General features: G+C 65.9%; 22 protein-coding genes. 10 read left to right on the forward strand and 12 right to left on the reverse strand.

Annotation, left to right across the window (positions count from 1 at the left end; all coding sequences use genetic code 11):
* Positions 1 to 13 precede the first annotated feature (13 nt).
* Positions 14 to 1,195: a DNA-binding protein gene (locus CFB35_RS28510; protein ID WP_059581468.1), complete on the forward strand. Its 1,182-nt coding sequence runs from the start codon at positions 14 to 16 to the stop codon at positions 1,193 to 1,195.
* 136 nt (positions 1,196 to 1,331) lie between these two features.
* On the opposite strand, the gene CFB35_RS28515 is transcribed toward CFB35_RS28510, so the two are convergent.
* The 3 genes from CFB35_RS28515 to CFB35_RS28525 all read right to left on the reverse strand — a co-directional run bounded on the left by CFB35_RS28515 (position 1,332) and on the right by CFB35_RS28525 (position 3,584).
* Positions 1,332 to 2,351 carry a tyrosine-type recombinase/integrase gene (locus CFB35_RS28515; protein WP_060011156.1) on the reverse strand — a complete coding sequence of 340 codons (1,020 nt, stop codon included), beginning with the start codon at positions 2,349 to 2,351 and terminating at the stop codon, positions 1,332 to 1,334.
* Between the two features lie 102 nt (positions 2,352 to 2,453).
* Positions 2,454 to 2,831, reverse strand: coding sequence for a DUF2471 family protein (locus tag CFB35_RS28520; protein ID WP_059581462.1), 378 nt, complete (start codon positions 2,829 to 2,831; stop codon positions 2,454 to 2,456).
* A 141-nt stretch (positions 2,832 to 2,972) separates the two neighbouring features.
* Complete coding sequence (locus CFB35_RS28525; RefSeq protein ID WP_059581459.1) at positions 2,973 to 3,584, reverse strand: helix-turn-helix domain-containing protein; 612 nt, start codon at positions 3,582 to 3,584, stop codon at positions 2,973 to 2,975.
* Between the two features lie 158 nt (positions 3,585 to 3,742).
* Here CFB35_RS28525 and CFB35_RS28530 point away from each other — a divergent pair, with 158 nt between their 5' ends.
* From CFB35_RS28530 to CFB35_RS28550, 4 genes are all read left to right on the forward strand, one after another.
* Entirely contained in the window at positions 3,743 to 4,942 is a 1,200-nt protein-coding gene (locus CFB35_RS28530; protein WP_059581457.1) for a glycine C-acetyltransferase, read from the forward strand.
* A 13-nt stretch (positions 4,943 to 4,955) separates the two neighbouring features.
* Complete coding sequence (gene tdh, locus CFB35_RS28535) at positions 4,956 to 5,984, forward strand: L-threonine 3-dehydrogenase (RefSeq protein ID WP_006480187.1); 1,029 nt, start codon at positions 4,956 to 4,958, stop codon at positions 5,982 to 5,984.
* Between the two features lie 547 nt (positions 5,985 to 6,531).
* Positions 6,532 to 7,137 (forward strand): TetR/AcrR family transcriptional regulator, encoded by a 606-nt coding sequence (locus CFB35_RS28545; protein ID WP_059581453.1) that lies wholly within the window; start codon positions 6,532 to 6,534, stop codon positions 7,135 to 7,137.
* Between the two features lie 64 nt (positions 7,138 to 7,201).
* Positions 7,202 to 7,681: a nuclear transport factor 2 family protein gene (locus CFB35_RS28550; protein WP_059581450.1), complete on the forward strand. Its 480-nt coding sequence runs from the start codon at positions 7,202 to 7,204 to the stop codon at positions 7,679 to 7,681.
* A gap of 465 nt (positions 7,682 to 8,146) precedes the next feature.
* Here CFB35_RS28550 and CFB35_RS28560 read toward each other — a convergent pair whose 3' ends face one another.
* Positions 8,147 to 9,232, reverse strand: coding sequence for a tartrate dehydrogenase (locus CFB35_RS28560; RefSeq protein WP_059581446.1), 1,086 nt, complete (start codon positions 9,230 to 9,232; stop codon positions 8,147 to 8,149).
* A 115-nt stretch (positions 9,233 to 9,347) separates the two neighbouring features.
* Here CFB35_RS28560 and CFB35_RS28565 point away from each other — a divergent pair, with 115 nt between their 5' ends.
* Complete coding sequence (locus CFB35_RS28565; protein WP_059581443.1) at positions 9,348 to 10,271, forward strand: LysR substrate-binding domain-containing protein; 924 nt, start codon at positions 9,348 to 9,350, stop codon at positions 10,269 to 10,271.
* Between the two features lie 66 nt (positions 10,272 to 10,337).
* Here CFB35_RS28565 and argC read toward each other — a convergent pair whose 3' ends face one another.
* Entirely contained in the window at positions 10,338 to 11,279 is a 942-nt protein-coding gene (gene argC / locus CFB35_RS28570) for an N-acetyl-gamma-glutamyl-phosphate reductase (RefSeq protein WP_089465884.1), read from the reverse strand.
* A gap of 121 nt (positions 11,280 to 11,400) precedes the next feature.
* Between argC and CFB35_RS28575 the strand changes: the two genes are divergently transcribed.
* Positions 11,401 to 12,285: a LysR family transcriptional regulator gene (locus CFB35_RS28575; protein WP_059581438.1), complete on the forward strand. Its 885-nt coding sequence runs from the start codon at positions 11,401 to 11,403 to the stop codon at positions 12,283 to 12,285.
* A gap of 48 nt (positions 12,286 to 12,333) precedes the next feature.
* Here CFB35_RS28575 and CFB35_RS28580 read toward each other — a convergent pair whose 3' ends face one another.
* The 4 genes from CFB35_RS28580 to CFB35_RS28595 are packed head-to-tail and all read right to left on the reverse strand — an operon-like array spanning position 12,334 to position 15,651.
* Positions 12,334 to 12,798 (reverse strand): hypothetical protein, encoded by a 465-nt coding sequence (locus CFB35_RS28580; RefSeq protein WP_060317653.1) that lies wholly within the window; start codon positions 12,796 to 12,798, stop codon positions 12,334 to 12,336.
* 60 nt (positions 12,799 to 12,858) lie between these two features.
* A complete protein-coding gene (locus tag CFB35_RS28585; RefSeq protein ID WP_059581433.1) occupies positions 12,859 to 14,076 on the reverse strand; it encodes a patatin-like phospholipase family protein in 1,218 nt (405 codons plus the stop codon).
* Positions 14,073 to 14,858, reverse strand: coding sequence for a 3-hydroxybutyrate dehydrogenase (locus tag CFB35_RS28590; protein ID WP_089465885.1), 786 nt, complete (start codon positions 14,856 to 14,858; stop codon positions 14,073 to 14,075). Before CFB35_RS28590 ends, CFB35_RS28585 begins: the two co-directional genes overlap by 4 nt.
* A 52-nt stretch (positions 14,859 to 14,910) precedes the next feature.
* Complete coding sequence (locus CFB35_RS28595) at positions 14,911 to 15,651, reverse strand: acetoacetate decarboxylase (RefSeq protein WP_059581426.1); 741 nt, start codon at positions 15,649 to 15,651, stop codon at positions 14,911 to 14,913.
* Between the two features lie 435 nt (positions 15,652 to 16,086).
* On the opposite strand from CFB35_RS28595, the gene CFB35_RS28605 reads away from it, so the two are divergent.
* Positions 16,087 to 16,668, forward strand: coding sequence for an undecaprenyl-diphosphatase (locus tag CFB35_RS28605; protein ID WP_059581423.1), 582 nt, complete (start codon positions 16,087 to 16,089; stop codon positions 16,666 to 16,668).
* 25 nt (positions 16,669 to 16,693) lie between these two features.
* Here the strand turns inward: CFB35_RS28605 and CFB35_RS28610 are convergent, their stop codons facing one another.
* From CFB35_RS28610 to CFB35_RS28620, 3 genes are all read right to left on the reverse strand, one after another.
* Positions 16,694 to 16,927 (reverse strand): hypothetical protein, encoded by a 234-nt coding sequence (locus tag CFB35_RS28610; RefSeq protein ID WP_059581420.1) that lies wholly within the window; start codon positions 16,925 to 16,927, stop codon positions 16,694 to 16,696.
* Positions 16,928 to 17,075: 148 nt separating this feature from the next.
* The gene (locus CFB35_RS28615; RefSeq protein WP_059581418.1) at positions 17,076 to 17,897 is read right to left on the reverse strand and encodes a siderophore-interacting protein; all 822 of its coding nucleotides are present in this window, start codon (positions 17,895 to 17,897) and stop codon (positions 17,076 to 17,078) included.
* Positions 17,898 to 17,935: 38 nt separating this feature from the next.
* Positions 17,936 to 18,646 carry a PadR family transcriptional regulator gene (locus CFB35_RS28620; RefSeq protein ID WP_059581415.1) on the reverse strand — a complete coding sequence of 237 codons (711 nt, stop codon included), beginning with the start codon at positions 18,644 to 18,646 and terminating at the stop codon, positions 17,936 to 17,938.
* Between the two features lie 655 nt (positions 18,647 to 19,301).
* Between CFB35_RS28620 and CFB35_RS28625 the strand changes: the two genes are divergently transcribed.
* Complete coding sequence (locus tag CFB35_RS28625) at positions 19,302 to 20,336, forward strand: LysR family transcriptional regulator (RefSeq protein ID WP_059581413.1); 1,035 nt, start codon at positions 19,302 to 19,304, stop codon at positions 20,334 to 20,336.
* A gap of 160 nt (positions 20,337 to 20,496) precedes the next feature.
* A complete protein-coding gene (locus CFB35_RS28630; RefSeq protein ID WP_059581410.1) occupies positions 20,497 to 20,877 on the forward strand; it encodes a response regulator transcription factor in 381 nt (126 codons plus the stop codon).
* Positions 20,878 to 20,897 lie beyond the last annotated feature (20 nt).

The raw sequence follows: 20,897 nt of genomic DNA on the forward strand, positions 1-20,897 counted from the left end.
TGCGAGTGTTGTCATGACCCTGGACGAAATGCGTCAAGTCATTCGGGAAGAACTGGAATCGCTGCGCGCAAGCGGTGCACGGCGTCAGGAATTGTCGCTGCATGCGTGCAAGCGCCTGTTTTTCGATCTCGGCATCCGGCCGTCGGCCGCCAACGTGCGCGATCTCACCCAGACCGGCAGCGCCAGCGACATCCCGAAAGACATCGATCACTTTTGGGAGCGCATCCGTTCCGCCTCCAAGATCAGGCTCGACGGCGCGGCGATCCCGAAGGCCGTCGAGGAAAAGGCCGGCGCATTGCTGGGCGCACTTTATGAAGAGGCGTTGAAAGCGGCGCGCGACAGCCTCGACGGCGACCGCGAGCAGGTTCGCGCCGATGTGGCCGCGGCCGAACAGCGGTTGCGTGACGCAACCGTCCGCCAGGAAACGCTTGAAGAAGCGCTCGCGCGCGGCGAAGCGAGAAACGAGCAATTGCAGGCGCGGGTGACCGAACTCGAGGTCCAGCTTGCGTCGCAGACCACGCACGGTTCGGCAAGCGAAGCAACGTTGCTCACCACAGTCGCCCGACTGGAAAAGGAACTGGCCGCGGCTGCCGGCCGCCTCGATGCCGAACAGGCCCAGAATGCCGCGTTGCGCGACCGCATCGATGCGTTGCAAGCCGAATTGCAGCAGCGCACCGAGCACTATGCGCAGCAAATCAAGGATGCGGTGGCCGAAGCCGAACGCCGCGTCAAGCCGATGCTGGTCGAACTGGACGCGTTGCGCAGCATGGCGTCGACCTACCAGAGCGGGTTGCGCGACGTTCAGCGCAAGGAGTTCGATTTCCTGCAGCAATTGAGCTCGGCCAAGGCGCGCGCCGACCGGCTCGAAGAACAGTTGCGTACCCAGAGCGACGAACTGGACCGCGCGATGCGCGACGCGAACGCGTTGCGCGCGAACCGCGGGATGAATCCGGAAATCGCCGCGCTGCTCCGGCGCCTGGCCGATGCCGGACAACTCGATGCGAACGCGTATGCCGCGATCGGCACCTCGCTGGATCACGAGATTCCGGCGCCGGCCCGGTGCCCGCATTGCGACGGCGAGCCGGAACTGTCACACGGTGACGACGGCTTTGAAGTCGCGTGCCCCGAATGCGAGCACGCTTCGGGCCCATGGCCGTCCCGTTTCGAAGCCGCCGCGCGTTTCGCGCAGACTTGACCCGGAAGCCGGCGACACCGCACAGGTGAGAATATCCGGGAGACTTGAGGTGAGGTTTTTCGGGAGCTGTGAAACGGTGAGGCTGCGCCACGCAAGGCTGCTCACGGATCGTTTTGCGTGAGCAGCCGTTTCCCGATCAGTGAGTTTCGTCGCGGTCGGACGCGTCACCGTTGTCGTCGGCCAGCCCGTCGCGCCAGTTTTTCCATGCGCGATGCAGGCGATTCGACGAGATCGGCCGCATGAAGCCCAGCCATTTGCCGACCCGCTCGGGCGGGACGTCGTGCTCGAACAGTTCGGCCGCGTACGTATTGCGCAATGTTTGCGGGCTTGCGCGCGCGGTGCGTGACGACGTGAGCCCGGCCGATTCGACGATCGCGTCGATCGCGCGCAGCATCGTTGCCTTGTGCATCGGCCGCCCGGCATGCGACGCGGGGAACACGAGTTCTCCCGGAATCTCCTGGCGTTTGCGTTCGGTGAGCCAGGCTTCGAGCAATGCGATCGCGAACGAGGCGAGATGGGTTTCGCGCGCGTAATCGGGATGCGTCGACTCGATCCGCAGCGACGTGCCGCTCGTATTGATGCAACTAATCGTAAGCGCGCGCGCTTCCCCGGTTTTGATGCCGGCGCCGAGAAACGCGGCAACGAGCGCGCGGTCGCGACGCTCCTTCCAGTACGCGGCGCCCGATACGCCGATCGGCGAAAACAGATACGCGAGCAACGTCGCGCGTTCCGCCGGTGTGAGGAAGCCGGTCGGTTCGTTGTCGCGGGCCTTGCGCCAGTTCGCTTCGCCATCCTGAGCAATGAAACGGGCGGGATTGGTCGATGCGTATTCGGTGCGGCGGATATGGTCGAGCACACGCTCGATCAGCCTTAAATAGCGCATCCGCTGTGTCTTCTTGATCGGCAACTCGCCGACGAAGTTCGCGATGGTCGGCGTATCGACCGTGGCCAGATTCTTTTGATGCGCACGCATCCACGCGAGAAACGCGCCCCATTGCGCGCGATAGACATCGGCCGACGAGCGGCGATAGTCCTGCATCGCGAGCCACGCGTCGAAAGCGGCTTCGGGAGAGACGACCCAGTCCGATGCGTCGCGGTCGAACAGATCCTTTTCTTCCACACGCGCGGCGGTGTTGGGAGAGGCGGGAAGGGACATGGTGTTAATTCCGTTAGTTGCGTATATCGTAGCCCTTTTCGCAACGTATCGGGCAGCACGCGGGTGAACCGGCCGCCATGCATCGCGGCCGGGGCTCGGCCATCAGTCGCCCCACGCCTTGGACGGGCGGTGAGCGCGCACGGGCCGTGCGGTGTCGTGCGTGGTTGCTGCGGCTTCGTACGCGAGAACGGCGAATGAAAAGACCGCGGGCAGCGCGTTCGAGCGCCCGAAGTCGATTGGATCGTCCGTTTCGGGAAACGTCATGTCGGACGGTCGTTCGAACAGTTGCCGCATGCCGGCGTCGTGCCGGCTCGCAAAGCCGAGATCGGCGAGCGCTTCGGCTTCGATCGCGTGCAGCAGGCGCCATGTCAGCGGTACGCGCTGACGGATGTAGCGCGCGGCGATATGGCGAACGATCAGTTCGAGGTCGTGCGCGGCAGCCTTGAAGCTGAGCGCGGCCAAATCTTGTTCTTCTGTCATTGCAGGCTCCTGTCGACCGGGGCGGGCGCCTCGGTGCGCCGGCTCCGGCCCATGCATGGCGGAATGTCCGTATACTGTACAAACATACAGTGTTTTCCGCAACTGGCCTGCGATCTGCCTTTTGGCCGACTATACGCGCCGTCAGCGATGGATCACGATCAACAAGGCCCGCGCTTCGGTCTTGCCGGCGTTGCGGATCGCATGCGGCTCGTCGGCCGGATAGCGAGCGGTGTCGCCCGCCTTCAGGCGTCGGCTGGCCGCGGCGGCTTCGATTTCCATCGCGCCGTGCAGCACGGTGAGATGCTCGCGCGTGCCCGGTTCGTGCGCGTTCGATACCAGTGCGCCGCCGCCCGGCAGCGTCAGCTCGTACCACTCGAACTTGCCGGCGAGATCGATCGGGCCCCATACGCGCAACTGGTACCGGCCGTCGTGGCCGGCGAGCGTCGGAATGTCGTGCGGGCCGTCCACGCGAATCGTGTCGGGCGCCTTCGGCTGCGAGAACAGTTCATCGAGCGTGATGCCGAGCGCGTTCGTCAGCCGCCACGCGACCGCGATCGTCGGGTTGGCCTTGTCGCGTTCGATCTCGGAGAGCATCGATTTCGATACGCCGGCTGCGCGCGAGAGGTCGTCGAGCGTCAGCTTGCGCTCGTTGCGCAGCCGCTGGATTTGCTCGCCCACGCGCGGCGGGGTCGCGGCCGGCGGTTGCGGGGCGGCGCCGGCAGGCGTGCGCCGCGATCCGGGGGAACTTGCCATTTGAATTCCGTTCGCTTAGAGTTGTTCGATATTTCGAATTCTAGTTCGGAATATCGGATAAATGCGGTCAACCGAACGACCGACTATAACAGTAGCAGGCCGTTGCGCCGCCACGAGCGGTGCGCTGCGGAATGCGAAACCCTGTCAGGAGCTTTGCGATGCGTGATGCCTTTCTCGCCCAGGTGCGCGGGACGCTCGACCAGATCCGCGCGGACGGTTTTTACAAGACCGAGCGCGAGATCGCGAGTCCCCAGGCGGCAGCCGTGCGGCTCGCCGGCGGTGCCGGCGTGCTCAATTTCTGCGCGAACAACTATCTGGGCCTGGCGAACGATCCGCGCCTGGTCGACGCGGCGAAGGCCGGCCTCGACCAGGACGGTTTCGGCATGGCATCGGTGCGCTTCATCTGCGGCACGCAAACCGTGCACAAGCAACTGGAAAGCGCGCTGGCCGCGTTTCTCGGCACCGAGGACAGCATCCTCTATTCGAGCTGCTTCGACGCGAATGGCGGGCTGTTCGAGACGCTGCTCGACGAGAACGACGCGGTGATCAGCGACGAGCTGAACCACGCGAGCATCATCGACGGTATCCGCCTCTGCAAGGCGAAGCGTTTTCGCTACAAGAACAACGATCTTTCCGACCTCGAGGCGAAGCTGAAGGAAGCCGACGCCGCGGGCGCCCGCCACAAGCTGATCGCGACCGACGGCGTGTTCTCGATGGACGGCATCATCGCCGACCTGAAGGGCATCTGCGATCTCGCCGATCGATACGGCGCGCTCGTGATGGTCGACGATTCGCATGCGGTGGGCTTCATCGGCACGCATGGCCGCGGCACGCCCGAGCACTGCGGCGTCGAAGGCCGCGTCGACATCATCACGGGCACGCTCGGCAAGGCGCTCGGCGGGGCGTCGGGCGGCTATGTCGCCGCGCGTCGCGAGGTGATCGAGCTGCTACGCCAGCGCTCGCGTCCGTATCTGTTCTCGAACACGCTCACGCCGAGCATCGCCGCGGCGTCGCTGAAGGTGCTGGAACTGCTCGGCAGCGACGAAGGCGCGAAGCTGCGCGAGCGCGTGCGCGAGAACGGCGCGCGGTTCCGCAAGCAGATGACCGAAGCCGGCTTCACGCTCGTGCCCGGCGCGCATCCGATCATCCCGGTGATGCTCGGCGACGCGCAGCTCGCGACGAACATGGCCGACAGGCTGCTCGGCGAAGGCGTCTACGTGATCGGCTTCTCGTTCCCCGTCGTGCCGCGCGGCCGTGCGCGCATCCGCACGCAGATGAGCGCCGCGCATACGCCCGAGCAGATCGACCAGACGGTCGCCGCGTTCGTGCGCGTCGGCAAGTCGCTCGGCATCATCTGACGGAGGCGCGACCATGAAAGCACTGGCAAAGCTCGAACGCGGCCCCGGCCTCACGCTCACGCGCGTGAAGCGTCCCGAAGTCGGCCACAACGACGTGCTGATCAAGATCCGCCGCACGGCGATCTGCGGCACCGACATCCATATCTGGAAGTGGGACGACTGGGCGCAGAAGACGATTCCGGTGCCGATGCACGTCGGCCACGAATACGTCGGCGAGATCGTCGAGATGGGGCAGGAAGTGCGCGGCTTCGCGATCGGCGATCGCGTGTCCGGCGAAGGCCACATCACGTGCGGTTTCTGCCGCAACTGTCGCGCCGGGCGCCGGCATCTGTGCCGCAACACGGTGGGCGTCGGCGTGAACCGCGAAGGCGCATTCGCCGAATACCTGGCGATTCCGGCGTTCAACGCGTTCAAGATTCCGCCGGAAATCTCCGACGATCTCGCGTCGATCTTCGATCCGTTCGGCAACGCGACGCACACGGCGCTGTCGTTCAACCTGGTCGGCGAAGACGTGCTGATCACCGGCGCGGGGCCGATCGGCATCATGGCCGTCGCGATCGCGAAGCACGTCGGCGCACGCAACGTCGTCATCACCGACATCAACGACTATCGGCTGGAACTCGCGCGCAAGATGGGCGCGACGCGCGCGGTCAACGTCGCGCGCGAGTCGCTGCGCGACGTGATGGCCGACCTGCACATGACCGAAGGCTTCGACGTCGGTCTCGAGATGTCCGGTGTGCCGAGCGCGTTCACGAGCCTGCTCGAGGCGATGAACCACGGCGGCAAGGTCGCGCTGCTCGGCATCCCGCCCGCGCAGACGGCGATCGACTGGAACCAGGTGATCTTCAAGGGGCTCGAGATCAAGGGCATCTACGGCCGCGAGATGTTCGAGACCTGGTACAAGATGGTCGCGATGCTGCAGAGCGGCCTCGACCTGTCGCCGATCATCACGCATCGCTTCGCGGCCGACGATTACGAGCAAGGCTTCGCCGCGATGCTGTCCGGCGAAAGCGGCAAGGTGATTCTCGACTGGACGGTCTGAGTCGGGTGTCGAGAGACGGGGCGGCGCGGCACGTTTGCCGGCTGCCCCGTTTTCGTTTGCACACACGCACCGTCGCGCCGCGGACGCACGATTGAACGCTTGAGGTGAGATTTTTCGGGAGCCGTGTTCGTGCGCCGAATCATCACACGATCGCGCATAGGTGATGCGCAATAGCAGGCTCGCGTCACCTGTCGGCAACTGCTTCGCTTCTCCCCGCCATAGCATTCGGCGCCCGTTTCTCCTCTTCCACGCGCTTCCCCGCTTCGCCTGGCGTGCGAGGGTTCGCTCGCGACCGTATGCGAGATCGTACCGACCCGGCACGTCCGCCGTGAGCCGCACGCTGCGTTGCGACTCACTGATACGCGGCGTTATCGACATCGATCGGTGCGCCGACCCCTACCTGATCCGTTCACCTTCCCATCCGCACGGCTCGAACGGAAGGCTCACCCCGACGAGCCAGCGCTTCGGGCACGATTCAGCCCTCCCGCCGACAGGGCTTTTTCATCCGGATATTGACAAGGTAGAACGATCGTTCTACCGTAAACCCATGAACCCACTTCTCGACTCCTCCGGCGAACCGGGCGTTCGCGAGCGGCTGCTGGACGCGGCCGAAGCGCTGATCTATTCGGGCGGCATCCACGCAACTGGTGTCGATGCGATCGTCAAGCGATCCGGCGCGGCGCGAAAGAGCTTTTATTCGCATTTCGAATCGAAAGAGGCGCTGGTGGTCGCCGCGCTCGAACGTCGCGACGAGCGCTGGATGCGCTGGTTCGTCGACGCCACGCTGGCGCGGGGCAAGACGCCGCGCGCGCAACTGCTCGGCATGTTCGACGTGCTGCGCGACTGGTTCGGGCAGCCCGACTTTCACGGCTGCGCGTTCCTGAATGCGTCGGGCGAGATACCCGACGCCGAGGATCCCGTGCGCGTCGTCGCCTGTATGCACAAGGCACGCCTGCTGGCGTTCGTGCGCGAGCGCTTCGACGCCTATGCCGACGAAACCGGCATCGAGCGCCGCGGGCTCGCGCGCATCGCGCGTCAGTGGCTCGTGTTGATCGACGGCGCGATTGGCGTGGCGCTCGTCAGTGGCGATGCAAACGCCGCGCGCGATGCGCGCGCGACGGCTGAACTGCTGCTCGATACCGTATCGCGGTAGCCGGCGCAGCGAATCCGAACCGGCCGCGTGCGTTCGCGGCCGTCACCCTGAACAGGAGCAACCCATGTCCGCTTCCCCCGAAGTTCGTCCGCCCGTTCCGCCCTTCACGCTCGAAACGGCGCGCCAGAAAGTGCGCGCCGCCGAGGACGCATGGAACACGCGCGACCCGCAACGCGTGTCGCTCGCCTATACGCCGCAAAGCCGCTGGCGCAATCGCGCGGAATTCGTGACGGGCCGCGACGAGATCGTCGGGCTGCTGCAGCGCAAGTGGGCGCGCGAACTCGACTATCGGCTGATCAAGGAGCTGTGGGCGTTCGACGGCAATCGCATCGCGGTGCGCTTCGCGTACGAGTGGCATGACGATGCAGGCAACTGGTTCCGTTCGTACGGCAACGAGAACTGGGAGTTCGATGAAAACGGCCTGATGGCGCATCGTCACGCGAGCATCAACGATCTGCCGATTCGCGAGGCGGACCGTCTTTATCACTGGCCGCTCGGCCGTCGCCCCGACGATCATCCGGGGTTGTCCGACCTCGGGCTGTGATGCGAGCACGCGTTAAACGGACCGGCGAACGCATCACCGGGGTTCAATGGTGAGGAAATTCGGGAGCCGTCCGCTGAAGGTGAGATTTTTCGGGACGAGGTGAAATGTCGCGTCGAGCTGTGTGCCTCGAACAGGTCGACGCGGCGTTGCGCCCGGTGAGGCGGCGTATGTGGCGACGTGCGGCGGTGTGCTTCACCGCGTGAGGCATCTCACCAATCGCGTCGATGCGATCGTGTGTTGATGATCGGTGTGTGCGAGAGCGGCGTGCAACTCACCGGTCGGATCGACTTCGGTTTTCAACGACAAACTGTGCAAGCAGTGCGCGTTGCGATGCGTCGTTGCTCACCGCTCGATTTGACTGCCGACGCATCGACGGAGTCCGCACAAGTGCGCAACCGTATCGCGTGTCGCTCACCGCAGCCGGATTCACGCGACGCCGCCCGGCGCGAGCGCCGGGCATGACCGTCAACCCGCAACCCGCGCGGCGATTGCCTCGCCCACTTCCTGCGTGCCCGCCTTGCCGCCGAGATCGCGCGTATGCGGCCCCGTGCGCAGCACGTCCTCGATCGCGGCGACGATCGCATCGTGCGCGTCGCGTTCGCGGCCCGTGCCGTTGCCGAGGAAGTCGAGCATCATCGCCGCCGACCAGATCATCGCGACCGGATTCGCGATGTATTGCCCCGCGATGTCGGGCGCCGAGCCGTGCACCGGCTCGAACAGCGACGGGAACGTGCGGTCCGGGTTCAGGTTCGCCGACGGCGCGATGCCGATCGTGCCCGTACACGCCGGGCCGAGATCCGACAGGATGTCGCCGAACAGGTTCGACGCGACGACGACGTCGAAGCGGTCCGGCTGCAGCACGAAGCGCGCGCACAGGATGTCGATGTGCTGCTTGTCGACCGCGATCTCCGGATAGCGTTCGGCCATCTCGGCCGCGCGCGCATCCCACCACGGCATGCTGATCGCGATGCCGTTGCTTTTCGTCGCGACGGTGACGCGCTTCGCGCGCCGCTGCGCGAGCTCGAACGCGAATTTCAGCACGCGCTCGGTGCCGTGCCGCGTGAAGATCGACTGCTGCATCACGACTTCGCGCTCGGTGCCTTCGAACATCGTGCCGCCAACCGACGAATATTCGCCCTCGGTGTTCTCGCGCACGATCATGAAATCGATGTCGCCCGCGCGGCGGCCGGCGAGCGGCGACGGCACGCCGTCGAACAGGCGCGCGGGCCGCAGGTTGATGTACTGGTCGAATTCGCGGCGGAACTTCAGCAGCGAGCCCCACAGCGAAATGTGATCGGGCACGGTCGCGGGCCAGCCGACCGCGCCGAACAGGATCGCGTCGACGCCCGACAGTTGGGCCTTCCAGTCGTCCGGCATCATCGTGCCGTGCTGCGCGTAGTAGTCGCAGCTCGCCCAGTCGATCTCGACGAAGTCGAAGCGGATGCCGAAGCGCGCGGTCACGGCGTCGAGCACGCGCCGGCCCTCGGGCATCACTTCGCGGCCGATGCCGTCGCCGGGGATCACGGCGATCCTGTAAGTCCTGTCGGTCATGCAAATCTCCTTGGCTGTTCGGCCGGCTGCCGGGAAGGCAGCGGCCCGTCACGTCATTCTATTTGTTTCAATCTGGATTAAAATCACGCAAAAGTTAATCGACTTTCCACGAATCGTGAATAAATCGCCGAACCTCGACGACCTGCGCGTGTTCAGCCTGGTTGTCCGACTGATGAGCTTCAGCGCGGCCGCCGAGCAGCTCGCGGTGTCGCCCGCGTATGTCAGCAAGCGCATCGCGATGCTCGAGGCGCAGCTCGGCACGCGCCTGCTGCATCGCTCGACGCGCCGCATGACGGTGACCGAGGCCGGCGAGCGCGTGTTCGCGCGTGCGGAAAAAATTCTCGACGACGTCGATCATCTCGTCGAGGACGTGTCGACCACGCGCACGGTGCCGCGCGGCACGCTGCGCATGTCGAGCAGCTTCGGCTTCGGCCGGCACGTCGTCGCGCCGGCGCTGCTCGACTTCAGCGCGCGCTATCCGCAACTGAACGTGCGGCTCGATCTGTTCGACCGGCTCGTCGATGTGGCCGGCGAAGGCTACGACCTCGACGTGCGCATCGGCGACGACATCGCCGATCATCTGATCGCGCGCCGACTCGCCGCGAATTACCGCGTGCTGTGCGCGTCGCCCGACTATCTCGCGCGCCGCGGGACGCCGCGCTCGCTCGCGGATCTCGCGTCGCACGATTGTCTCGCGATCAAGGAGCGCGACCATCCGTTCGGCGTATGGCGGCTGAACGTGCGCGGCGAGACGGCCACGGTGAAGGTCGGCGGTGCGCTGTCGACGAACCATGGCGAGGTGGCCGTGCAGTGGGCGCTGGCCGGGCGCGGCATCGTGCTGCGCTCGATCTGGGAAGCCGGGCCGCTGATCGAACGCGGCGCGTTGTGCCGCGTGCTGCCGGACGCGATCCAGCCCGCGAACATCTGGGCCGTGTATCCGGAACGCGTCGCGGCATCGGCGAAGGTGCGTGTGTGCGTGGATTTTCTGGTGGAGACGCTGGCCGGCCTGAATGCGGCCGCGGGTGACGATGCGGCCTGAAACCCGCTAAAGGTGAGCTTTTGCGGGAGACGTGCGCAGGCACCGTCGACGATGCCCGCGGGAGCGTCACGCCGCGTGTCGCGCACCGAGCATCAAGTCGAGATTCTGCACGGCGGCACCGGATGCCCCTTTGCCGAGATTGTCGAACACGGCGGACAGCAGCACCTGGCCACGATCTTCGTTGACGAACACGCCGAGCCGCAGGTCGTTGGTGCCGTTCAGCGCTTGCGGGTCGAGATGCGTTGCCGCGCGTGCGTCCGCGAGCGGCATCACGTCGACGTAATGCGCATCCGCGTAGTGATGCGCGAGACACGCATGCAGGCGCTCGCCCGTCACGCCGGCCGGAAGCAGGCGCAGCTCGATCGGGATGGTGAGCACGATGCCTTGCCGATAGGCACCGTAGGCCGGCACGAAGAACGGGCGGTGCGCGAGCCCCGCATGCTGACGGATCTCGGGCACGTGCTTGTGCTCGAGCGCGAGGCCGTAGACCTGCAGCGGCAACGCGTTGGCGGCGGCGTCGCCCGATTCGAATGCGTCGACGGCGGCCCTCCCGCCGCCCGAGTAACCGGACACCGCGTGGATGCTCACCGGGTAGTCGCGCGGCAGCAGGCCTGCCTGCAACAGCGGACGAAGCAGGCCGATCGCGCCTGTCGGGTAACAGCCGGGATTGGTCACGCGCTTCGCATGAGCGATGTGCCGTGCATGTCCGTCGGCCATCTCGGGAAAGCCGTAGACCCAGTCGGGCTGCGTGCGATGGGCCGAACTCGCATCGATCACGCGTACCGCCGGGTTGCGGATGAAGCCGACCGCTTCGCGCGCGGCCGCGTCGGGCAGGCACAGGATCGCGATATCGCACGCGTTGAGCGCGTCGGCACGCCGCGCCGCGTCCTTGCGTTCGGCGGCGGGAAGCGTGAGCAGCTGCACGTCGGTGCGGTCGCGCAGCCGCGCGTGGATCTGCAACCCGGTCGTGCCCTGGTCGCCGTCGATGAAGACAATGGGGAGGCTCATGATGGTCGTGTGCGTCGCGTTCGATCGTCGGGGGAAGCCGTATCGTCCACCGAACGTCTAGAATAGGAAAAGTTGAATTTACTGACCGTCCGATTCAGCTTTCCTGAACAAGAGGTGTGTGATGCGCGAGATCAGTCTGGACCGTCTGCGTACGCTGGTCGCGATCGCGGATCACGGATCGTTCGTGGCGGCGGCGCAATGGCTTCATCTCGCGCCGCCGACCGTCAGCCTGCATGTCGCCGAGCTGGAAAGCCGCGTCGGCGCGCCGCTGCTGTCGCGCACGCGCGGCAACGTGCGCCCGTCGGCGATCGGCGAAGTGCTGGTGGAGCGGGCGCGGCGTCTGCTGGCGGAAGTCGAAGCCACGCTGGACGACGTGCAGCGACAGGTGCAGGGGTTGACGGGGCGTGTCCGCCTCGGCGCATCGACGGGTGCGATCGCGCATCTGTTGCCGCAGGCGGTGGCCGGATTGCGCGCGCGGCATCCGGATATCGACGTGCAGATCGCGGTGCTCACGTCGCAGGACACGCTGGCGCGCATTGCACAAGGCACGCTCGATGTCGGGCTGGTCGCGCTGCCGCAGGCGCCGGTCGCGGGGCTGTCGATCCGCCCATGGCGTCGAGACCCGGTGATGGCTTTCCTGCCTGCGGACTGGCCGCTTCCGGCCCGGGTGACGCCGGCGTATCTGGCCGCGCGGCCGCTGATTCTCAACGATGCGACGACGCGCCTGTCGCGGCTCACGGCCGAATGGTTCGCGCTCGCCGGCCACCGGCCCGAGCCGCGGATCGAACTCAACTACAACGATGCGATCAAGAGCCTGGTCGCCGCAGGTTACGGCGCGACGCTGCTGCCGCACGAGGCCGGGGCCCCGCTGCCGGATGCGCGCATCGTCATGCGGCCGCTACGGCCGGCGTTGTGGCGCGAGTTGGGCATCGCGCATCGGGCGGGCTCGGTCGAACGGGCGACGCAGCACGTGCTCGATGCGCTGTGGGCGCTCGGTGCGCGATAGCGGGCCGTCGAGCGGCTGGCCCGTGCCGGCCGCGCGGCCCGCACGCGTTCAGAGCCGGTTGTCTTTCGCCAGCGTGAGCACGCGCGCCCAGCGCCGCGCATCGCGCTTGTCCATCATCGGCAGCCTCCATTCGCCGTGCACGGCGTCGCGCACGCGCACGACGAGATGCCAGCGGCCGTCGATCGGCGCGGCCTCGCAACCGTCGAGTTGCGACAGCGTATAGCGGCCGTCCGCGCCGTCACGCGAGAGCCACAGCAGCCCTTGCGTCGCGGACACGCGCAACTCGCCCCACGCGCGATGCACGACGTGCGTCCAGCCTTCTTCCTTCGTGTTCGGCGCGATGTCGCGGCGGCGCTTGAGCCACCACGCGATCAGCGCGATCAGGAGCGCGGCGGCCAGCACGGCGGCCGCGATCGCGACCGGCTGGCCGAACTGCGCGGCGATGACGTGAAACAGATGAACGGCGCCCCAGCCCAGGGCGATGAGCGCGAATAGCGCAATGAAAATCGGCATGTCGAATCGGAAAGGAGGACGGGCCGGCGCACGCGGCGCACCGGCCCGTCGTACACGGCATTACCGGCGGCGGTGAATGTCGTGCGTGACGAAGCCCGCGTCGTTGACGGGCAGCGCGAGGCCGTCCTTCACCGCGAGCGTCTTGCGGATGTCGTCGAGACCCGCGGACCAGTGGTCGCGCATCGTCGACAGACCGAACTGATAGTCCTTGTAGTGATGCTCGTACGCCTTCTGCTGATAGATCAGGTGCTGGATGTTGTACTTCTTCCCGCTCGACATCGCTTCGGCCTCGACGCACCACGGGTCGTTCTTGCGCTGCGCTTCCGGCACCTGTTCGAGCACGTGGCGCAGCACGTTGCGGTAGCGCTGTTCGCGCTGCAGCGTGTCGGTGACGAAACGCGTGCGGCTCGAATACTGCACGTCCTTCGTGCGCTCGGCGACGTCGGCCATCGTGCGCGGCAGCGGCCCGCGTGCGCTCCACAGATCGACCTGGAACGCGAGCGTGTCGCGGCGCGGATGCGCGCGGAGCACTTCCATCAGCGGCGTGTTCGACACGACACCGCCGTCCCAGTAATACTCGCCGTCGATCTCGACGGGCGGGAACGCGGGCGGCAACGCACCGGACGCCATGAAATGCTCGGGCGCGAGACGGATGCGCGAGTTGTCGAAGTACACGAAGTTGCCGGTGCCGACGTTGACCGCGCCGACCGACACGCGCGTCTCGCTCGAGTTGATCCGGTCGAAATCGCACAGTTTCAGCAGCGTCGTGCGCAGCGCCGACGTGTCGTACCAGCTGATTTTCTCAGGATGGTCGGACACGCCCGGCAGCGGCGGCGGAAAGCGCGGCACGAAGAAGCCCTGCTGGCCCTGCATCATCGCGCTGGCGGCCTGCGACGCGGTGAAGAACGTCCGGATCTGATCGATGCTGTTGAACAGCGCGAATTCGAACGCGGCCGGAATCGTCGGAAAGAACGCCGGCTGGCAGATCGTTTCCCAGAATTCACGCAGGCGCTCGACGCGGTGCTCGGGCGCATTGCCGGCGATCAGCGCGGTGTTGAGCGCGCCGATCGAGATGCCCGCGATCCAGTCGAGCGGGATGCCCGCCTCGTGCAGTCCTTCGAATACGCCGGCCTGATACGCGCCCAGCGCGCCGCCGCCCTGCAGGACGAGCGCGATCGTTTCGTACGGCAGCGACCGCGCGGCGGCCGGCGCGCCGGCTTCGTGGTGCAGGTCCGCCGCATCCACGGCCTGCTTTTCGGTGCGGGCGTGCGGCTTCATTGCATGAACCAGCCGTGGCTGACGATGAACGACTGGCCCGTGAGCGCGGCGCTCGGGAACGCCGACAGGAACAGCACCGTCTGCGCGACGTCCTGCACCGTCGTGAACACGCCGTCGACCGTGTTGCCGAGCATCACCTTCTTGATCACGTCCTCTTCGCTGATGCCGAGCTCCTTCGCCTGCTCCGGAATCTGCTTGTCGACCAGCGGCGTGCGCACGAAGCCCGGACACACGACGTGCGAGCGCACGTTGTGCTTCGCGCCTTCCTTCGCCAGCACGCGCGCGAGACCCAGCAGCCCGTGCTTGGCCGTCACGTACGCCGACTTCAGCGGCGACGCTTCGTGCGAATGCACCGAGCCCATGTAGATCACGACGCCGCCGCGATCGTCCTTGTACATGTGCTTGAGCGCGGCCTTCGTCGTCAGGAATGCGCCGTCCACGTGGATCGCCTGCATCTTCTTCCAGTCGGCGAACGAGTAGTTCTCGATCGGGTTGACGATCTGGATGCCCGCGTTCGACACGAGGATGTCCACCGAGCCGAACGTCGCGGCGACCTTGTCGATGCCGCTATTCACCGCTTCCTCGTTGGTCACGTCCATCGCGACGCCGATCGCCTTGCCGCCTGCCTTGACGATCTCGTCGGCGACCGCGTTCGCGCCGTCCTGGTTCAGGTCGGCGATCGCGACGGCCGCGCCCGCCTTGGCGAGCTCGAGCGCGATTTCCTTGCCGATGCCGCTCGCGGCGCCCGTGACGACTGCGGTCTTGCCATTCAGGTTGCTCATGTTCGAATTCCCGTGGTGAAAGGATTGACAGGGAGAAGGGACTGCGGACGCGTTACTGGCCCAGGTAATCGTAGACGACTTCGCCGAGGCCCAGCGTCAAATCCGCGACGATGTGGCGGGCCTCGACGATCTCGAGCACGGGCAGATCGGCCACCGGCGCGAGCGCGTGCGGCGCCAGCTCGAGCGATGCGGGACCCGTCCATGCGCCCTTCATCTTGATGTCCTGCATGTAATAGCGCACCAGTTCGCACACGCGCGCGGTGCCGTCGACGTGCGGAATGATCTTCAGCAGGAAATTGGGGCCGGCGAGCCGCTTTGCCTGCTCGTCGATGTCGAGTTCCTTGTGCTTGTAGCCCATCGTGCCGGTCGCGACGCGCACCTTGCCGTAATCGAGTGTGCCGAGGAGGTGATCGGTGTTCACGTGCAGCGTGGGCGACGCGAGCTTCTTCGGGAAGCCCCACAGCTCGCGGCCGCCGGCGATCGGCGGGTGATCGTCGAGATACATCGCCAACGTATAGCCGCCCCGCTGGCCGTTGTACTCGACCGGAATCACCTGGCCGCTCTCGGTGTAATCGCCGAAACCGGTGGAATCGGCCATGCGGATGAATTCGTACTGCACGAGCGGCTCGGTGACCTGCAGCGGCTCGGGGACGATTTCACGGAGGCGGTCCGGATCGGTGCGGTACGTGATGATCAGGAACTCACGATCGACGAAACGGTACGGGCCCATCGGGAACGCAGGGCTGGTCAACGGCATCGCAAACGCTTTCGATCGGACATCGCTGGGTTTCATGCGGACTCCTTGTTGTTGATCGCTTCGTGGATGAGTGGTCGTAATCGTATGCCTGTGCGTTGCCGTTGTGCGATGCCGCATCTGGAATTAATTGTTGCCGATTTCGAATAATTTGCGGCGTCAATATTGAGATGAACGATGCAAACGGCCGGGACGGCACGCTGGTTGGGGCGATGGTCGCACGCGCCGATGACGCCATGACGTGAAAAGGTGAGCCTTTACGGGAATCGCGGTGAGCTTTTACGGGAGACGGTGGCGCCAGAATATGACAATTGTGTGAACTTGTGTTGCAGTGCAGGCTCTAAGTGCGTTCGCCGCGCGGGCCTTGTCCGGGCGGCGGCCGCATCAGGTACCGCTCGAGCGGCCACGCCCTGGCATCGTTCGTATCCGACCGGGCAACCGGCCGATCTTTTTACGCCCCACGCAACCCGATTCATGCAGAACGTCAATCTCGCCCTCTTTTCCGCCATCAACGTCGGGAGTGCACCGCACCCGGGCATTGCCCGCCTCGCGATCTTCGCCGCCGACTGGCTCGTTTATGCGCTGCCCGCGATGCTGCTGCTGACCTGGATCTTCGGCGCGCGCCCCGCGCGGCGTCAGGCGATCGAGGCCGGGGTCGGCGTTTGCGTGGCGCTTGCGCTCGCGCAGGTACTCGGGCATGGCTGGTTCTCGCCGCGCCCGTTCATGGCGGGCGTCGGCACGCAACTGATTCCGCACGCGCCGGACAGCTCGTTCCCGAGCGATCACATGACGTTCGCGTGGAGCATGGCGGTTGGCCTGCTGCTCGGCGGCACGACGCGGGTGACCGGCTTCGTGATGGCCGCGATGGCCGTGGCGATCGCATGGGGGCGCGTCTATGCGGGCGTGCACTGGCCGCTCGACATGGCGGGCGGCGTGCTGGTCGGCACGGCCGGCGCACTGGCCGCGCACCTGTACGGGCAACGTGTGACCGCGCTGCTCGAACGGCTCGGCGATTCGGTGCATGCCGTCGTGATGGGGCGCCGGCAGGCGCCGTAAGCGGAAGGAAACGCCCGGGCTGCCGTCAGCCGGGCGAGTCGGACGTGCGGGCCGATTCGGCCGACGCGGACGGGCCGCCGCCGCCGTCGCGCAGTTCGGGCGTATCGGCCGGATGCCGGGCGGCATCGCGGTCGAGGGCGCTTTCCTTCAGGATCGCGCACATCGCGACGAACAACGCAAGGACTACCGCGGCGAGGCCGCAATAACCGGCGATCTTCAGGTGGCGAAGGAAAGGCGAAGCGTGGCTTTCTTTTGTCATGACCGGGCGCTCCTGGGCGGGCTGCGGCGGCTGTCGCCCGACAGCGGCGCGCAGACACAGATATATACCAGCCGCGATGCCGGTGCCAAGCCCACCGCTGCGCCGGCGCAACGATTGTTTCGGCCGCCGGCGAACCCGGTGTCTCCGGTCAGTCTTCCAGCGTTTCGTGCACGGCCGCCGCGCCGCGCTTCCAGTAGGCCGCCGCGCGGATGCGCGACTTGTCGATGCCGCGCTCGCCGGTCAGGTGCTGGCGTACCGCGCGCATCGACAACGCTTCGCCGGCCGCCCATACGTAGCCGTCGCCGGACGACGGCAGCGGCAGGCCGCGGACGGCATTGAGCAGCACGTCGCCGTTCGCCGCGGCGGTTTCGGCGCGGAAGCGCCAGATTTCGTGCACGTCGGCGCGCGTGTCGAACGAGATCTGCGCGGTGCGATCGGCCACTTCCAGCACGACCGCCGCGCGCGCGCCGGCCGGCAATTCCTCGAGACGCCGCGCGACGGCGGGCAACGCCGTATCGTCGCCGATCAGCAGATGCCAGTCGAAATCGGTCGGGACCACGAACGAACCGCGCGGGCCGCCGATGCCGAGCCATTGGCCGACGCGTGCCTGCGCGGCCCACTGCGATGCCGGGCCCGGATGGTTCAGCACGAATTCCAGATCGAGCTCGCAGGCGGCGCGGTCGAAGCGGCGCGGCGTGAAGTCGCGCGCGACCGGCTTCGGTTCGCCTTCCGGAAACTCGGGGCCGTTCGCGCCGAGCGTCGGCAGCGCGGGCCGCTCCGCGCCGGGCGGCGGGAAAAATACCTTCACGTGATCGTCGAACGACGCGGATTCGAAGTCCGCGAGATCGGGGCCGCCGAGCGTGACACGCAGCAGGTGCGGCGTCACGGCATGCACGCGCAGCACCTGCAGCAGGCGGAACTTGAGGGTGTGGCGCACGCGGGTGACGGTGCGTTCGGACGTGTTCTGCATCAATCCGTTCTCCTTGGGTGGTGACGGGGCGGCGCGGCTCACGCGCCGGCGCCGCCTTCGATTTCGGCCGTCGCGCGGCGCAGGATGGCGGCGATGCGGCGCTGTTCGTCGGTATCGGCGGCGCTCTTGTGCAGCAGCGCGCGCTTGAGCGCGAGACGCGCCTCGACGAATTCCGGCAGCCAGCCGGCTTGCGATTCCTCCTGCGCTTCGTTGCCCGCCGATTCCCCGGCGAACGCGCGGCGCATGAATTCCATCTTGCGGGCAAGGTGCGTGAGACGCGCGAACAGCGTATCGACGCGTTCACGCTGGGTATCGAGGTGCGCGCGGCCCGCGTCGGTCAGCGCATAGCGCTTGCGGTTGCCTTCCGCCTGCGACGCGACGAAGCCGACTTCTTCGAGGTACGTGAGCGCCGGATACACCATGCCGGGGCTTGGGCTGTAGAAGCCGTTCGAACGCGTGTCGAGCGCCTTGATCAGCTCGTAGCCGTGGCTCGGTTGCTCGGCGAGCAGCGCGAGCAGCAGCAGTTGGAGATCGTCGGAGCTGAACTGGCGGCCGCGCGGCATGCCGTCGTCGCCGAAATCGCCGAAGCCGCGCCCGCCGCGGCCACCGAACGGACCGCTGCCGAATGCATCGGGGCCGCCGCGACGGTGGCGGCCGATCGCGTACCAGAGACCGGCGAACCCGTCGGGGCGGGCATACGTACCATGACTGTCGCAGCGGGCATGGCCGCGGAAGGGGTTGTGCCGCATGATCGTGTCCTATGTGTCGCAAAACATATCTAAAGATATATATCGAAAGATAGGGCGTCAAGGGGATTATTGGGGGCGGGATGGTGGAGTTGGGCGGGAGTGGAGGGCTTGTGGTTGAGGTTTGCAGAAAAGGTCGCCTTGCCCGCAGTTGACAGGATCTTCTGCCGAAAACAGGTCCAGCGTCTCGAGACGGAGATCGTGGCCGTAGCTTTGAGAACCCGGATCCGGTGATGGATTTTTCTCGGAGGTGTTGTCCGGACCCTCATCGAGGAGGGCGGCATGAGATTGGCGTTTTCAAAGTGCCGCCAATGAATGCTCGACGGCCGCAAGTAATTCGGATCGCGTACTAATGCGGGGCAGGTGCGTGCCTGATAACGGCGCTATTTCGGATCAGCACATTGCTCAACGGAGCGTAATGGTACTGCGCCGGTCTGTCGTCCAGAGAGTCCGGATCGGTGTCACGCTATGTACCGGCGGGTAGGCGGGCGATTCCGTCCAATACGGCGAGCCGCACGCTTCGATCGCGCTGCGCCCGCGGTGCGACTATTAACACCATCGTATAAGGTCCAAACTCCCACGAGGTGATATTGCCGCGGCCGACTGTTCTCTAGACTTCCGGTTAATCCTTCTACCGCAACGATTTCCGGAGAACAGCATGGACCGTACTCTGCATGCGATGTCAGTGTTTAGTCACGTCGCCCGACTGGGCAGTTTCACAGCAGCGGCTGAGATGCTCGGTATCAGTGCAGCGTCGGCCAGCACGCTGGTCCGTCGATTGGAGGAGCATCTCGGCGTCACGCTGCTTCAGCGGTCCACCCGTTGTGTTCGCCTCACCACGGAGGGGGAGCAGTATCAGGAGCACTGCCAGCGCATTCTCGGCGAGATCGAGCATATGCAGCAGCAACTCAGCGGGGCGGGGAAGATCGCGCGTGGGCGGCTGGCGGTGGACCTCGACCAGGAGGTCGCGCATTCGGTTTTGCCGCTCGTGCCGGCTTTCCACGCCAGTTACCCCGAGGTGGGCTTGCGCGTGGACGTCGGCGGGGATGCGGACGGCCTGATCGCCAACGGCGTGGACTGCGCCGTCGTCGTCGGACAACTCGCGGATTCGTCGCTGCGTAGCCGGCGCGTCGGGAATTTTCACGTGGTGACCGTCGCCAGTCCGGACTATCTGCGCGTTCGGGGCACGCCGGCCGACCCGGATAGCCTTCATTGCCACGATGTCATCCATTACACCCCGAGGCGCTTCGGCCCAGCCCGGGAATTCCGCTACACCGTGGACGGAGCAGAGACACGGCTCAAGCTGGCGGAGCGCATTTCCGTCAATGACGTCCGTTCGGCGGTTCGTTATGCGGTAGAGGGTGTCGGTATTGCCCAGGTCAGCGAGCGTATGGTGACGGAAGAGCTCGCAAAAGGGCGGCTCGTCACCGTGCTCGACGAGTATGGTCCGCCGCCGCTACCGATTTCTGTCCTCTATCCGGACCGCCGGCAGGTGCCGATGTCGATACGGGCGTTCATCGACTGGATTCAAGCCCAGCTTCGCGATCTGGAGACTGCCAGCTTCGACGGCACGCCCGCGATCAACGGCGGGCGCGACGCAGCGCCATACTGGATGGCGGGCAGTGGCCGACACGACTCGCGGTTCATGCCCAAGGGGCTGCAGCAACTGGCAGCGACTGCCGCAACTGCATGACACACGCGGGCAACGCACGACGGTGTTGGCCGAGACGGCACTCATACCGACGTATAGTTTGCGCGCCGATTGCCGGCGGCATAGGATGCGGTCGAGCCGCCGACCTGAAATGCTCGCGTTCTCGATATTTTTACTGAATTGAAGGTCAAGGACCGCTCGTATGCCGAACCAAGGTATTGTTTCCATCGTCGATGATGACCGGTCCATCCGCAGGGCCACGCGAAGCCTCGTTCGTTCGCTCGGCTGGGAGGTCAGGGTCTACGAGTCCGGCGAGGAGTTCCTTGACGCCGACTTGATAATGGACGTCGCGTGTATCATTTCGGACGTCCAGATGAAGGGCATCACAGGGCTGGAGATGTACGAAGCGCTTCTCGAGCGCGGACCGGCTCCCCCCGTGATCTTCATCACGGCTTTTCCATCCGAAACCACCCGCGAGCAAGCGATGAAGCTTGGCGCGATCTGCGTATTCAGCAAACCGGTGGATCCGGCGCAGATCAAGCAGCGCCTGGAGGAGATCGGCTCGGAAAGCAATCGGACCTGATCCGGAAATCCGTCTTTACC

This window comes from Burkholderia sp. AU16482 (assembly GCF_002223285.1).
Lineage (GTDB): Bacteria > Pseudomonadota > Gammaproteobacteria > Burkholderiales > Burkholderiaceae > Burkholderia > Burkholderia semiarida.